This window comes from Streptomyces sp. NPDC098789, from assembly GCF_044759975.1.
In the GTDB taxonomy this organism is placed as follows: domain Bacteria; phylum Actinomycetota; class Actinomycetes; order Streptomycetales; family Streptomycetaceae; genus Streptomyces.
Genome location: NZ_JBIWAJ010000015.1, coordinates 174,498 through 188,675, shown reverse-complemented (window position 1 = coordinate 188,675; position 14,178 = coordinate 174,498). Strand labels below are relative to the sequence as shown.

Sequence of the window (14,178 nt, the reverse complement as noted above, 5' to 3'; positions counted from 1 at the left end):
GGTTCAGACCCCTGCCTTGCCGAGGACCGTGGGCGCTTCCATGTCCTCGTGGAGTTCGAGCTGGTTGCGCCGGTTGGGGATGATGCCTTCGGGGCGCAGGCGCATCAGGACGATGAGCGCGAGCCCGAAGATGAGCAGCTGCTTGTCGCCCATGAACTGGAGCTTGTTGGGCAGCAGGAAGAGCAGCGAGCCACCGATGAGGGGACCGGCGATCGTTCCCATGCCGCCCAGGACCACGGCGGCGAGCAGGAACGCGGAGTTCGGCGGGACCGTGTTGGCGAAGACGTACTGCTCGGGCGTCACGGTGTACTGGACGTGGGCCTGAACGGCACCGGCCAGACCGGCCAGGGTGGCGCCGAGGGCGAAGGCGATGAGCTTGACGCGGAAGCCGTTGATGCCCATGGCCTCGGCGGCGGTCTCGTCCTCGCGGATGGCGACCCAGGCGCGACCGATGCGGGACTCCGAGCTGCGGCGGAAGACCATCACCACGACGAGGGTGATGACCAGCATCAGCAGGAAGTAGTTCGCGAAGCGGCCGATGGTGAATCCGGCGATGGTGTGTTCGGCGCCGAAGTCGAAGCCGAAGAGGTCCACGTTCGGGATCGAGGAGATGCCGTTGGGACCGTTGGTGACGTCCGGGCCGGAGATGCCGTCGAGGTTGTTCATCGAGATCCGGAAGATCTCACCGAAGCCGAGCGTCACGATGGCGAGGTAGTCGCCGCGCAGCCGCAGGGTCGGGGCGCCGATCAGCACGCCGAAGACCATCGAGGCGGCGGCGCCGATGAGGAGCGCGGCCCAGAAGGGCAGGTGCACGCCGAAGGGCGAGTTGGGCGAACCGGAGACCAGGGCCGCGGTGTAGGCGCCGACACCGAGGAAGGCGACGTAACCGAGGTCGAGGAGGCCGGTGAGGCCGACGACGATGTTCAGGCCCAGGGCGACGGTGGCGAAGATGAGGATGTTGACGCCGAGGGTCGCGTACTGGTCGTCGGTCTGCGTGAAGGGGAAGGCCGCGGCGGCGACGAACGCCCCGATGAGGGCGACGTTGCGGTGCCGACCGGTGATCGCCGAGAAGCGGGCGATGAGGCCGGCCTTGTTGAGCGCGCCGAAACCGAAGCTCGCGGTGATCAGGAAGCCGATGAAGAGTTCCTGGTACGGGGTGCCGATGCCGAAGGTGAAGACGCCGAGGGCGACGCCCAGGAGCCCCGCGATGAGCAGGATCTCCAGGTAGGCGGGCAGCACCTTGGCCGGACGGACCGGCCCGTTGGCGAAGGCGGCCTTGACGTTGGCCCACTGGTTGCGGCTGTCCAGCTTGAAGTTGTCCCAGCCGCTGTCCTCGGGGTCGGGGGTCTCGGGGACCGCCCGCTCGAAGGGCAGCGCCAGGGCGCCCACCAGGGCGAGCAGGCTGACGACCGCGAGGAAGAAGCCGCCGGGCTCCAGGTCCACGAGGTGGCCGAGCTTGCTGATGATCGCGATGACCGTGTACCAGGCGGTGGCGAAGGCGGCGAGGGCGGAGAGCTTGATCGCCGCGTCGGCACCGGCCGGGGCGAGCCAGCCCAGGCCCTTGACCCCGTACGACGCGAGGCCGAAGAGGGCGGTCATCAGGCCGCCGACGAGGACCAGCCACTGCAGGCCCGCGGGGGAGCCGTAGAAGGTGAGGTCCCCGGGGAACGCGGCGGTCCAGGTCCAGGAGAGGAAGGCGGAGAGGGCGGTGAGCGCGCCGCCGACGGTGGCGAGGGCGCGGCCGGTCTTCTCGGGGAGGGGAACGAAGCCCCGGGCAGCGGCGGTCTGCGGGATGTCCGCGGTGTTGGTCGTCATGGTTGTCACGCCCTGTCCGCCACGCGCTGCCCCAGCAGGCCCTGGGGCCGGAAGAGCAGCACGAGGATGAGGAGTACGAACGCCCAGGTGTTGCCCCAGGTCTGACCGCCCAGCTGGTGGAAGCCGGGGATGTCGGCGATGTAGGCCGTGGCCATGGTCTCGGCGAGGCCGAGGACGAGGCCGCCGATCATCGCGCCGTAGATGTTGCCGATGCCACCGAGGACGGCCGCGGTGAAGGCCTTGAGGCCGAGCAGGAAGCCCATCTTGTAGTTGATCTCGCCGTACTTGAGGCCGTACGCGACGGCTCCGACGGCGGCGAACACGGCGCCGAGGGCGAACGCGACCGTGATGATGCGGTCGGTGTTGATGCCCATGAGCTTGGCGGTGTCCGGGTCCTGCGCGGTGGCCTGCATACCGCGTCCGGTGCGGGTCTTGAGGACGAAGTAGCCGAGGAAGGCCATCGAGATCGGAGCGGCGATCAGCAGGAACACGTCACCGGTCTGGATGGTGACGTTGCCGATGTTGAAGGGTCCGCCGGAGATCTCGGGGAAGACGATGGAGGACTTCGCGTCCGGGTACCAGGCCCAGACCGCCTGCTGGAGGGCGAGCGAGAGGCCGATGGCGGTGATGAGCGGGGCCAGGCGGGGAGCGTTCCGCAGGGGGCGGTAGGCGAAGCGTTCGGCTCCGACGGCGAAGAGGGTCGCCACGATGACAGCGCCTATGAGCATGAGGGGCAGCGCGATCCACATGGTGGTGCCCGAGGGGAGGATCGACCAGACCGTGAAGGCGCCGAAGCCTCCGGTCATGAAGATCTCGCCGTGCGCGAAGTTGATGAGCTGGACAATGCCATAAACCATCGTGTAGCCGATGGCGACGAGCCCGTACATGGATCCCAGTAGCAGGCCGTTGACCAGCTGTTGCGGCAGTTCGTGCACCGCAGGTCCTCCGAGTCTTTCGACGGATGTGACACCGCGCGGGGCGCTTGGTGCGCGCCCCGCGCGGCAGGAGTGAGGTGGTACGGGCCGAATTACTTGGCGGGGTAGGTGCCCGACTCGACGGCCTTGAAGTCCGGTCCGTCGACCTTGTAGACGGTCAGCTGCTTGTTGGTGGCGTCACCGAACTCGTCGAAGGAGACCTTGCCGGTCACACCGTCGAAGGAGACGCCCTGAACGGCTTCGAGCACCTTGGCGCGGGCACCCTCGGGGAGCTTGCCGTTGTTGGCGTCGACCGTCTTCTTGACGGCCTCGATGATCGCCCAGGCGGAGTCGTACGAGTAGCCGCCGTAGGCCGCGTACGGGTCCTTGAAGCCGGCCTTCTTGTAGTTCGCGATGAACTCCGTGGCGGACGGCAGGGTCTCGACGGGCGCACCGACCGAGGTGGCCATGTCACCCGCGGCGGCGGGGCCGGCCAGGTCGACGAACTTCTTGTCGAAGATGCCGTCGCCACCGATGAGCGGGATGTTGGCGCCCGCGGCCTTGATCTGCTTGCTGAGCGGGCCGGCGGCCGGGTACTCGCCACCGTAGTAGACGACGTCGGCGCCGGAGTTCTTGACCTGCGTCACGATCGCCGAGAAGTCCTTGGACTCCGGGTCGATGTGGCCCTCGCCGGCGACGGCGCCGCCGAGCTTGGTGAACTCGCCCTTGAAGGTGGCGGCCAGACCGGCGCCGTAGGTCTTCTTGTCGTCGATCAGGAAGACCTTCTTCTTGCCCCCCTTGTTGAAGAGGTACTGCGCCGCGAACGGGCCCTGGATGGCGTCCGTGGTGGCGGTGCGGAAGTAGCTCTTGTAGGTGCGGACCTTCTGGCCGGTGGCCCAGTTCGGACCCTGCGTGAGGGACGGGCTGGTGTTGGCCGGGGAGATCTGGGCGAGCTTGGCGTCGTCGAAGACCTTCTGCATCGACTCGGACACCGAGGAGTTCAGCGGGCCGACGACGCCGAGGACGTCCTTGTCGGCGACGAGCTTGGTGGCGTTCTGCTGTCCGGAGGACGGCTGGGCCTGGTCGTCGAGCGCCTGGATCTTGAAGGTGACGCCCTTGACGTACTTCTTCTCGTTGGCGGTCTTGACCGCGAGGTCGACCGAGTTCTTGATGCCGAGACCCAGGGCGGACAGGTCACCGGTCAGCGGCGCGTCCACGCCGATGGTGACCGTGACGTCGCCGCCGCCGGAGGTGTCCGACTTGTTGTCGCGGGAGCCACAGGCGGTGAGAGTGAGAGCGCCCGCGGCGAGGGCGGCCGTCACGGCGATGAGCGAACGATGACGCACGATCAGTCCTTTCCTGGCGCCGCGTCCCCCCTGGGACGCGCCGAGTCGAACGCGGGGAACCGAACTGAATGGCATCCGGCGGTCGCGGTAACTGGCCGTGACTCTAAGCCGCCCACCGGACGATATGGAGGGCTCAGGCCAATGATGTGACTCTCTTGTTATGCCACGGCGTAATACATAGCGGATCTCTGGGGGTGGAACGGGGGAATTCCGGCCGGTTCGTCTTGTCCGCATGGTGAGATACGGCAGGACTGTCGGGTGGTTTAAGTCCTTACAGGCCAGGCTGCTCAAGGGTTTTGGTCATGACGCGGGCGTGGGGTCCACATCTCGGCCTACGGGACAGGCCCTGGTCAGAGCGGTGGAAAGATCCCTGGCATATCGGTCACCGAGGATGTAACTGTGATCCTCTTTCTGGAATCCATTACTCAGGGTTACTTCCAGAAATGGGAGCCCCGCATTCCGTGCAACATGCACACAGTCCGCCACGTGAATCTCCACAACAACCTCACGGACTTCTCCGGCAGCCACGATGACGGGTGAGGGTGGTCGCACGGTCACCGTCAGTGCCCGCGACGGCTGGCCGATCCGCTCGATCGTCACCGCCGGTCCGGCGGAGGTTCGTGCACGCACAGTGAACCTGAGGGCAGTGCCCGCCGGGGTCGTTTCCAGCGGTTCCGGCTCCCCGTAGGTCAGCGCCAGGGTCTGCGAGGGTGCGGCCGGCGGCGGAGCCGGTACGGGCGCGGGCGGCCGGGGTCGCACGGCGTAGAGGTAGCCCCCGCCGAGGCCGAGGGCGACCAGCAGGGCCAGCGCCGCCACCGCGGGGCGGTGTCGGGCGTAGCGGTCGCGGGCGCGGCCCAGGAGGGCGCGGGGGGCGCCGGCGGGTCCGTCGGCGGCTCCGGTGGCGGCTCCAGCGGCGGGGAGGCCCCCGTCGGGCCCGTCCGTGAGGTCGTCGGGCTCCCGGCCCGCGGTGCCCTCGCCCGGTTCGACCGGGCCGATGCCGCTCATCCCCAGGGACCGCCGGTCGCCGTCGCGGTCGCCGCGGAGCGGTGGTGCGCGGCGCAGCGCTCGCGGGCCCCGCGGGCGGCGAGCCGCCGGGCGGCCGCGTCGGCGGCGGCGGTGCCTTCGGGGGCCTCGGCCCGGCGTTCGGCGCGGGCGTCGGCGAGCACGGCCCGCAGGATCTCGTACTGGTCGCCGGACAGGCCCATGGACTGGTAGTCGAGGCCGACGGGGTCGCCCCCCGCGCCGTCCCCGTCGAGGGCGACGCCGGCCCAGTGCGTGATCAGCGCGGTGCAGAGGTCCTCGGGCGGGGTGGGCCGCGGTGCGGGGGCGGCGCCGGTCGCGGGTGGCGGCGTACCGGCGGCGGGTCCTGAGGCGCGTTCCGGGGCGGTGTCGTGGCCCGCGTCCCGGTCGGGCCCGGAGCAGCCCGTGAGCGCGGCGGCGAGGAGCGTCGCGGCGCAGGCTGCCAAGGCGCCGCGCGGCGCCGGTCCGGATCCCATGCGGGAACGCTAGACCGGCGCCGCGGTGAGGGCAACTGGTCAGTCGTTACGGGGGTGTTGCGCCTCGACGTCGCGCAGCAGGCAGGTGAGGCGGGCCGTGCAGATCCGGCGGTCCTGGTCGTCGGTGATGACGATCTCGAAGGTGGTGGTGGAACGCCCCTTGTGCACCGGGGTCGCGGTGCCGGTGACCAGGCCGGACCGGGCGCCGCGGTGGTGGGTGCAGTTGAGGTCCACGCCGACCGCGACCTTGTTGATGCCGCCGTGCATCATCGCGCCGACGGACCCGAGGGTCTCGGCGAGCACCGCGGAGGCGCCGCCGTGCAGCAGCCCGTACGGCTGGGTGTTGCCCTCGACGGGCATGGTGCCCACGACCCTGTCGGCCGAGGCCTCCAGGACGCGGATGTCCATGCGCTCGCCGAGGTGCCCGGCGGAGAACAGCGAGGGCAGGTCGATGCCCAGCGCCGTGTACTCGTCCAGGACCTCCTGCGGGAACTTCACGGCGTGCTGCTCGCCCATGGGCCTGCTCCGTTCGTCAACGTTCGTTAACCGTCTTGTCCGAAGGGCCGTTCTATCAGGTCCCCCGAGCGCCCTCCGGGCCGGTTCACCCGACCCGTCCGCCGGACCCGTCCGCCGGACCGCTCACCGCGCCGGTTCGAAGCGCACGACGACGGACTTGCTGGCCGGGGTGTTGCTGGTGTCCGCGGTCGAATCGAGGGGGACCAGCACGTTGGTCTCCGGGTAGTACGCGGCGGCGCAGCCGCGCGCCGTCGGGTAGTGCACCACGCGGAAGCCGGGCGCGCGCCGCTCCACCCCGTCGCGCCACTCGCTCACGATGTCGGTGTAGGCGCCGTCGGCGAGCCCGAGTTCGGCGGCGTCCTCGGGGTTGACCATGACCACGCGACGGCCGCCGGTGATGCCGCGGTAGCGGTCGTCGAGGCCGTAGATCGTGGTGTTGTACTGGTCGTGGCTGCGCAGGGTCTGGAGCAGCAGCCGGCCCGCGGGGACCCGGGGGTACTCCACCGGGGCCGCGGTGAAGTTCGCCTTGCCCGTCTTCGTGGGGAAGCGCCGCTCGTCGCGGGGGGCGTGCGGCAGCTGGAAGCCGCCGGGGGCCGCGACGCGGGCGTTGAAGTCCGCGAAGCCGGGGACCACGCGCGCGATGCGGTCGCGGATGGTGGCGTAGTCCTTCTCGAACTCCTCCCACGGGGTGCGGGAGGCGGCGCCGAGGACCGCGCGGGCGAGCCGGGCGACGATGGCGGGCTCGGAGAGCAGCTGGGGGCCGGCCGGGGCGAGGTTGCCGCGCGAGGAGTGGACCATGCCCATCGAGTCCTCGACGGTCACGAACTGCTTGCCGCCCGCCTGGACGTCCTTGTCCGTACGTCCCAGGGTGGGCAGGATCAGGGCCCGCCGCCCGGTGACCGCGTGCGAGCGGTTGAGCTTCGTCGACACGTGGACGGTGAGGGCGGCGCGGCGGATCGCGGCCTCGGTGACCTCGGTGTCGGGTGTGGCACCGACGAAGTTCCCGCCCATGGCGAAGAGGACCTTGGCCTTGCCGTCGCGCAGCGCCTGGATGGAGCGGACCACGTCGTAGCCGTGCGAGCGCGGCGAGGTGATGCCGAATTCCGCGTCGAGGGCGTCGAGGAAGGCGGGCGCGGGGCGCTCGAAGATCCCCATGGTGCGGTCGCCCTGCACGTTCGAGTGGCCGCGCACGGGGCAGACCCCGGCGCCGGGGCGGCCGATGTTGCCGCGCAGCAGGAGGAGGTTGACGACCTCGCGGATGGTGGCGACGGAGTGCTTGTGCTGGGTGAGGCCCATGGCCCAGCAGACGATGGTCCGCTCCGAGGCCAGGATCATGGCCAGGGCGCGCTCTATCTCGGGGCGGGCGAGGCCGGTCGCGGTGAGGGTGTCCGCCCAGTCGGTGTCCTTGGCGGCCGCGGCGAAGTCCTCGTAGCCGTGGGTGTGCTCCCGGATGAAGGCCTCGTCGGTCGCGCCCCGCGTCTCCAGGACCAGCTTGTTGAGCAGCCGGAAGAGGGCCTGGTCGCCGCCGATGCGGATCTGCAGGAAGAGGTCGTTGAGGGCGGTGCCCTTGAGCATGCCGACCGGGGTCTGCGGGTTCTTGAACCGCTCCATCCCGGCCTCGGGCAGCGGGTTCACCGAGATGATCTTCGCCCCGGCGGACTTGGCCTTCTCCAGCGCGGACAGCATGCGCGGGTGGTTCGTGCCCGGGTTCTGTCCGGCGACGATGATCAGGTCGGCCCGGTGCAGGTCTTCGAGCGAGACGCTGCCCTTGCCGATGCCGATCGTCTCCGTCAACGCGGAGCCCGAGGACTCGTGGCACATGTTGGAACAGTCCGGCAGGTTGTTCGTGCCGAACTCGCGCGCGAAGAGCTGGAAGAGGAACGCCGCCTCGTTGCTGGTGCGGCCCGAGGTGTAGAAGAGCGCCTCGTCGGGGGAGTCGAGCGCGGTCAGCTCCTGCGCGATGATCTCGAAGGCCCGCTCCCAGCTGACCGGCTCGTACCGGTCGCCGCCCTCGGGGAGCAGCATCGGCTGCGTGATCCGCCCCTGCTGGCCGAGCCAGTAGCCGCTGCGCTGCGCCAGGTCGGCCAGCGGGTGGGCGGCGAAGAACTCCGGGGTGACCCGGCGCAGGGTGGCCTCCTCGGCCACGGCCTTGGCGCCGTTCTCGCAGAACTCGGCGGTGTGCCGCTTGTCGCCCTCGGGCCAGGCGCAGCCGGGGCAGTCGAAGCCGCCCTTCTGGTTGACCTTGAGCAGGGTCCGCGCGGTCCGCGCGACGCCCATCTGCTGCTGGGCCATCCGCAGGGTGTGCCCGATGGCGGGCAGGCCCGCCGCGGCGTGCTTCGGGGGCGCGACCTGCGGCGCGTCCTGGACGGGGTCACCTGAGGGCGGCTTGGTCGCCATGGTCGGCTCCACTTCGAGCGCGTGTACGAGTGCAGCACGTGTTGCCGCACATACGATCCTTTCACGGTCCCCGGGACACCGGGAGGGCGGTCCGGGGTGCGCGAAGCCGGGCACGGGTGCGTCGGGGGCGGCCGGGCACGGTTGCGATGGGGGCGGCCGGGGGCGGCCGGGGGGACGCGTGCGCCGCGTGAGGCGGCGGGTGCGCCCCGTACCGGGGTCGCGCCCGGCCGCGGGTCCGCTGCCCGGGTGACGGGCGGCGCCGGAATTGTCAGCGGAGCCGCCTAGGATCGGGGCGTGGCAGATTCAGCAGCGAAGAAGACCGACCAGCCGCCCGCAGCGGACCGCCCCCGCCTGATGCTCATGGACGGGCACTCCCTGGCCTACCGGGCGTTCTTCGCGCTGCCCGCGGAGAACTTCACGACCGCCGGCGGCCAGCCGACGAACGCCGTCTACGGCTTCGCGTCGATGCTGGCGAACACGCTGCGCGACGAGGCGCCCACGCACTTCGCCGTGGCCTTCGACGTCTCGCGCAAGACCTGGCGCTCGACGGAGTTCCCCGAGTACAAGGCGAACCGCTCCAAGACCCCCGACGAGTTCAAGGGGCAGGTCGAGCTGATCGGCGAGCTGCTCGACACGATGAGCGTGCCGCGCTTCGCGGTCGACGGCTTCGAGGCCGACGACGTGATCGCCACCCTCGCGACCCAGGCCGAGGCCCTCGGCTTCGACGTGCTGATCGTCACCGGCGACCGGGACTCCTTCCAGCTGGTCTCCGAGCGCACCACCGTCCTCTACCCCACCAAGGGCGTCTCGGAGCTGACCCGCTTCACGCCCGAGAAGGTGGAGGAGAAGTACGGCCTCACCCCGCAGCAGTACCCCGACTTCGCGGCGCTGCGCGGCGACCCGTCCGACAACCTGCCCGGCATCCCGGGCGTCGGCGAGAAGACCGCCGCCAAGTGGATCAACCAGTTCGGTTCCTTCGCCGAGCTGGTCGAGCGCGCCGACGAGGTCAAGGGCAAGGCCGGGCAGAACTTCCGCGACCACCTGGACGCGGTCAAGCTGAACCGGGTCCTCACCGAGATGGTGCGCGACGTCGAGCTCCCCAAGACCCCCGCCGACCTGGCGCGCGCGCCGTACGACCGCACCGCCATGACCGGCGTGCTGGACGTGCTGGAGATCCGCAACGCCTCGCTGCGCGAGCGGCTGCTCGCGGTCGACCCGGGCGCGGCCGAGGAAGAGGCCCCCGCCCCGGCGGCCGGTGTCGAGCTCGACGCCTCGGTGCTGGGCGCGGGCGAGCTGGCCCCCTGGCTGGAGGGCCGCGCGGGAGCCGCGCTGGGCCTCGCGACCGTCGACAGCTGGACGCTGGGCGCGGGCCGGATCACCGAGGTGGCGCTGGCCGCCGCCGACGGCCCCGCGGCCTGGTTCGAGCCGTCCGCGCTGGACGAGGCCGACGAGCGCGCCTTCGTCGCCTGGGCCGCGGACGCGGCCCGCCCCAAGGTGGTGCACAACGCCAAGGCCCTCATGCGGGTCTTCCCCGAGCACGGCTGGAGCCTGGCGGGCGTCACCATGGACACCGCGCTCGCCGCCTACCTGGTCAAGCCGGGCCGCCGGTCCTTCGACCTGGACGTGCTGTCCCAGGAGTACCTGCACCGGGAGCTGGCCCCCGCCGCGGCCGACGGCCAGCTCGCCTTCGGCGCCGACGACACCGCCGAGGCCGAAGCCCTGATGGCACAGGCCCGCGCGGTCCTCGACCTGGGCGGGGCCTTCACGGGCCGACTCGCCGAGGTCGGCGCCACCGAGCTGCTCCACGACATGGAGCTGCCCACCTCCGAGCTGCTCGCCCGGATGGAGCGGTACGGCATCGCCGCCGACCGCGAGCACCTCGAAGCGATGGAGCAGCAGTTCGCCGGCGCGGTGCAGCAGGCCGTCAAGGAAGCGCACGCCGCGGTGGGCCACGAGTTCAACCTCGGCTCGCCCAAGCAGCTCCAGGAAGTGTTCTTCGGCGAGCTGGACCTGCCCAAGACGAAGAAGACCAAGACCGGCTACACCACCGACGCGGACGCGCTGGCCTGGCTGGCCACCCAGACCGAGCACGAACTGCCCGTGATCATGCTGCGCCACCGCGAGCAGGCCAAGCTGCGGGTCACCGTCGAGGGCCTGGTCAAGTGCATCGCCGCCGACGGCCGGGTGCACACCAGCTTCAGCCAGACCGTCGCGGCGACCGGTCGCCTGTCCTCCACCGACCCGAACCTGCAGAACGTGCCGGTGCGCACCGACGAGGGCCGGGCCATCCGGCGCGGCTTCGTCGTCGGCGAGGGCTTCGAATCGCTGATGACGGCCGACTACAGCCAGATCGAGCTGCGCGTCATGGCGCACCTCTCCGAGGACGAGGGCCTGATCGAGGCCTTCGCGACCGGCGAGGACCTGCACACCACCGTGGCCTCCCAGGTCTTCGGCGTGGAGCGGTCCGCCGTCGACGCCGAGATGCGCCGCAAGATCAAGGCGATGTCCTACGGCCTGGCCTACGGGCTCTCCGCCTTCGGCCTCGCCCAGCAGCTGAACATCGAGCCCGCCGAGGCGCGCGGCCTGATGGATACCTTCTTCGAGAGGTTCGGCGGGGTGCGGGACTACCTCCAGCGCGTGGTCGAGGAGGCCCGTGCCACCGGGTACACGGAGACGGTCCTGGGCCGCCGCCGCTACCTCCCCGACCTCAACAGCGACAACCGCCAGCGCCGCGAGGCCGCCGAGCGGATGGCACTGAACGCCCCCATCCAGGGCACCGCCGCCGACATCGTCAAGGTCGCGATGCTGCGCGTGGACCGGGCGCTCACCGAGGCCGGCCTCACCTCGCGGATGCTGCTCCAGGTGCACGACGAAATCGTGCTGGAGATCGCCCCCGGCGAGCGCGCGGCCGTCGAGGAGCTGGTGCGCCGCGAGATGGCCGCCGCCGTCGACCTGCGGGCCCCGCTGGACGTGTCCGTGGGCGTGGGCGGGGACTGGGAGTCCGCCGCGCACTGACGCCGGCTGACGCCGAGGCCCCGTACGTACGCCCGTCCCCGCTACCGGCTGGGGGTGGGCGTACGCGTTTCCCCGGCGTCCCGGGCCCGCCGGTCATCGCGGTCCGGACCGTCGCGGTCCGGACCGTCGAGGTCCGGGTCGCCGTCGCGGTTCCGGTCGTCCTCGCGGTGCCGGCCGCCGCGGTGGCGCAGGCGCACCAGGACCCCGTACAGCAGGAGCGCCACGGCGAGCCCGCCGCCGGCGCCGAAGCAGACGGTCGGGACGATGTCGAGCGGGCTGCGGATCCGGTCGAAGTACGTGAAGAAGCGCGCGACCCGCAGCCACACCACGACGCCCACGCAGACCACGGCCAGCGCGACGGCCGCCCAGCGGTCCGCCCGCCCCAGGACCGGTACGCACTCGGGCGCGGCGGACCGCGGCAGCCGGCGCAGCGCGCTCACCACGAACCAGCTGAGCGCGACGGCGGCCAGTGCCGAACTGCCGTACTGCAGCCAGGTGTAGAGGGGCAGCCCGAAGGCGAGCGGGCGACCGAGGTCGGGCAGCATCCGCATGCCCCAGCGGTCCATGTGCGTGAAGCTGTCCCACACGACGTGCGTGAGCGAGCCGAGCACCGCGGAGAGGTAGAACCGCAGGGCCAGCACCGGCAGTCGGCCCCCGCGCCAGTCCTCACCGCGGACCAGCGCGTGCACCCGGCCGCGGGTCCGCCGGGGGAGCAGCGCGACCAGGGGCTCGCGCAGCAGCAGCCAGCAGCCGACGAGGGCCGCGGTCAGGGCGGCGTCGAGGGTGAGCACGCCCGCCGCCGAATGCGCGAAGTCGCCGTGGACCATCACCCCTTGGACGACGGCGTCCGCGAAGTAGAAGGTGTCGGGCGCGAACGAGCCCAGTACCAGGGCGGAGGCGACCAGTGGCCCCCGCGCGCGGCCGGTCCGGCGGATCGCCGGAAGGACGGCGGCCGCGTGGCTGAGTGTGAACGGCATGACGCCTCTCGTTGGTCCTCGTCGGTCTTTATTTACTTCGGTCCAATGCACCCCGAACGGTCGGGACAGTATGCGTGACCTGCGCAAGACGTGCGGAAGTGGTGAATTCCGTAGCCAGGTTGATGCAGTGTGAAGCGAGTTGACGTACCGTCTCGCGGACGTCGAGGGGGAGGGGTCGGCCCATGCCGGTTCGGTCGAAGGTGCGTTCAGCCCGGTCCACGGTTCGTTTCGGCCACGGGTGGCTCAGGGGCGGTCTGGCGGTCGTGGTGTCGGCCCTGGTGGCGGGGGCCGTGACTGGTTCGCAGGCGCCGGGCGCGCTCGTGCTCGCCGACGCCGGGGGCGGCGCGCGCGCCGAACGGCCCGCCGCCGCCCCGGCTCCGGGCAACGAGGCCGGCGGCGACTCCGCCTACTTCACCGAACTCCCGCCCCTGGCCAGCCCCGAGCCGCCCGCCGTGGTGCCGGCGGCGGACACTCCCGGACCCGCCCCCACCCCGGCGGCCCCGGCCGCGGGGGAAGCGGTGGCCACGGGCCCGGCGGAGGGCGCGCAGGGGATACCGGCGAGCGTGCTGGCGGCGTACCGGGGCGCGGAGCAGAAGATCGCGGCGAGCGATCCGGGGTGCGGGCTGCGGTGGCAACTGCTCGCGGCGATAGGCAAGGTCGAGTCCGGGCAGGCGCGCGGCGGGCAGGTGGACTCCGCGGGCACGACGCTGCGGCCCATCCTGGGGCCCGTGCTCGACGGCAACGGCTTCGCGAACATCCCGGACACGGACGGCGGGGCGTACGACGGCGACGCGGCCCACGACCGCGCCGTGGGGCCGATGCAGTTCATCCCCTCCACCTGGGCGTCCTGGGGCCAGGACGCGAACGGCGACGGACGGCGGGACCCGAACAACGTGCACGACGCGGCCCTCGCGGCCGGCCGCTACCTGTGCGCCGGCACGCGGGACCTGCGGGTGGGCGCGGACCTGGACCGGGCGGTCCTCTCCTACAACTACTCGACGGAGTACCTGACGACGGTGCGGTCCTGGTACGCGTACTACCTGAAGGGCGCGCACGAGGTGCCGGACGGGACCGGGGGCGCCGGCACGGGTACGGGTCCTGGTACGGGCCCGGGCCCGGGCCCGGGCCCTGTGACACAGCCGTCCACGAAGCCGACGCCGACCCCGACCCCGACTCCGAAGCCCAGCCCGACTCCTACTCCTACTCCTACTCCTACGCCGACCCCGACGCCGAGCCCGAAGCCGACCCCCACGCCCACGCCCACGCCGACCCCGACCCCCACGCCGAGTCCCACGCCGACGACCCCGACGCCGTCGCCCAGCACCTCCGCCGGCCCGAAGCCGAGCCCGAGCGCCAGCCCGATCGCGTCCGCGACGCCCTCCGCGCCCGCCGCGAGCCCGTCGCCCACGACCTCGGCCAAGGCGTCGCCCAAGGCCTCCCCGAGCGGGCCGGCGGCGGGCACGGAAAGCCCGTAGACCTGACGGTTCTCATCTCGCCCGCGCGTTGCTACGGTGCGCCAGACCTGACGGCACATCAGATCTCGGAGGCCCCGGCATGCGCGCACTCGTCGCCGCCGCCATCGGGCTGGCCGCCGCGCTGGCCCTCGTCCTCACCATCACGGCGATCGGGGTCCCGGACGGCACGACCTCGCCCAAGCCCCTGCTCACCACGATCCCCTCCGCCCCCGGAAAGTAAGAGGAGG

Annotated in this window: 10 protein-coding genes; 3 read left to right on the top strand and 7 right to left on the bottom strand. The window is 71.6% G+C overall.

Annotated features, from left to right (window positions below):
• Positions 1-3: 3 nt before the first annotated feature.
• The 6 genes from ACIQWR_RS27925 to ACIQWR_RS27900 all read right to left on the bottom strand — a co-directional run bounded on the left by ACIQWR_RS27925 (position 4) and on the right by ACIQWR_RS27900 (position 8,484).
• Positions 4-1,824 (bottom strand): branched-chain amino acid ABC transporter permease, encoded by a 1,821-nt coding sequence (locus tag ACIQWR_RS27925; protein WP_404014891.1) that lies wholly within the window; start codon positions 1,822-1,824, stop codon positions 4-6.
• Entirely contained in the window at positions 1,821-2,750 is a 930-nt protein-coding gene (locus ACIQWR_RS27920; protein WP_354383325.1) for a branched-chain amino acid ABC transporter permease, read from the bottom strand. The genes ACIQWR_RS27925 and ACIQWR_RS27920 overlap by 4 nt, the downstream gene beginning before the upstream one ends.
• 92 nt (positions 2,751-2,842) lie before the next feature.
• Positions 2,843-4,075, bottom strand: coding sequence for a branched-chain amino acid ABC transporter substrate-binding protein (locus tag ACIQWR_RS27915; protein WP_385777971.1), 1,233 nt, complete (start codon positions 4,073-4,075; stop codon positions 2,843-2,845).
• A 1,001-nt stretch (positions 4,076-5,076) separates the two neighbouring features.
• Positions 5,077-5,571 carry a hypothetical protein gene (locus tag ACIQWR_RS27910; protein WP_404014886.1) on the bottom strand — a complete coding sequence of 165 codons (495 nt, stop codon included), beginning with the start codon at positions 5,569-5,571 and terminating at the stop codon, positions 5,077-5,079.
• A 39-nt stretch (positions 5,572-5,610) separates the two neighbouring features.
• Entirely contained in the window at positions 5,611-6,087 is a 477-nt protein-coding gene (locus tag ACIQWR_RS27905) for a PaaI family thioesterase (RefSeq protein WP_404014883.1), read from the bottom strand.
• 123 nt (positions 6,088-6,210) lie between these two features.
• Entirely contained in the window at positions 6,211-8,484 is a 2,274-nt protein-coding gene (locus ACIQWR_RS27900) for an FdhF/YdeP family oxidoreductase (protein ID WP_404014880.1), read from the bottom strand.
• Between the two features lie 294 nt (positions 8,485-8,778).
• On the opposite strand from ACIQWR_RS27900, the gene polA reads away from it, so the two are divergent.
• A complete protein-coding gene (gene polA / locus ACIQWR_RS27895) occupies positions 8,779-11,499 on the top strand; it encodes a DNA polymerase I (protein WP_404014877.1) in 2,721 nt (906 codons plus the stop codon).
• A gap of 41 nt (positions 11,500-11,540) precedes the next feature.
• On the opposite strand, the gene ACIQWR_RS27890 is transcribed toward polA, so the two are convergent.
• Entirely contained in the window at positions 11,541-12,476 is a 936-nt protein-coding gene (locus tag ACIQWR_RS27890; protein ID WP_404014874.1) for a DUF4184 family protein, read from the bottom strand.
• A gap of 182 nt (positions 12,477-12,658) precedes the next feature.
• Between ACIQWR_RS27890 and ACIQWR_RS27885 the strand changes: the two genes are divergently transcribed.
• A complete protein-coding gene (locus ACIQWR_RS27885; RefSeq protein ID WP_404014871.1) occupies positions 12,659-13,951 on the top strand; it encodes a lytic transglycosylase domain-containing protein in 1,293 nt (430 codons plus the stop codon).
• 79 nt (positions 13,952-14,030) lie between these two features.
• On the top strand, positions 14,031-14,171 hold the full coding sequence (locus ACIQWR_RS27880) for an SPW_0924 family protein (RefSeq protein WP_385777984.1): 141 nt from the start codon (positions 14,031-14,033) through the stop codon (positions 14,169-14,171).
• Positions 14,172-14,178 lie beyond the last annotated feature (7 nt).

What these genes read in the sequence shown, in the direction of transcription:
- ACIQWR_RS27885 (WP_404014871.1), top strand. Translation starts at nt 12,659, where the DNA reads ATGCCGGTTCGGTCGAAGGTGCGTTCAGCCCGGTCCACGGTTCGTTTC.
- ACIQWR_RS27905 (WP_404014883.1), bottom strand. Translation starts at nt 6,087, where the DNA reads ATGGGCGAGCAGCACGCCGTGAAGTTCCCGCAGGAGGTCCTGGACGAG.
- ACIQWR_RS27900 (WP_404014880.1), bottom strand. Translation starts at nt 8,484, where the DNA reads ATGGCGACCAAGCCGCCCTCAGGTGACCCCGTCCAGGACGCGCCGCAG.
- ACIQWR_RS27880 (WP_385777984.1), top strand. Translation starts at nt 14,031, where the DNA reads ATGCGCGCACTCGTCGCCGCCGCCATCGGGCTGGCCGCCGCGCTGGCC.
- ACIQWR_RS27890 (WP_404014874.1), bottom strand. Translation starts at nt 12,476, where the DNA reads ATGCCGTTCACACTCAGCCACGCGGCCGCCGTCCTTCCGGCGATCCGC.
- ACIQWR_RS27910 (WP_404014886.1), bottom strand. Translation starts at nt 5,571, where the DNA reads ATGGGATCCGGACCGGCGCCGCGCGGCGCCTTGGCAGCCTGCGCCGCG.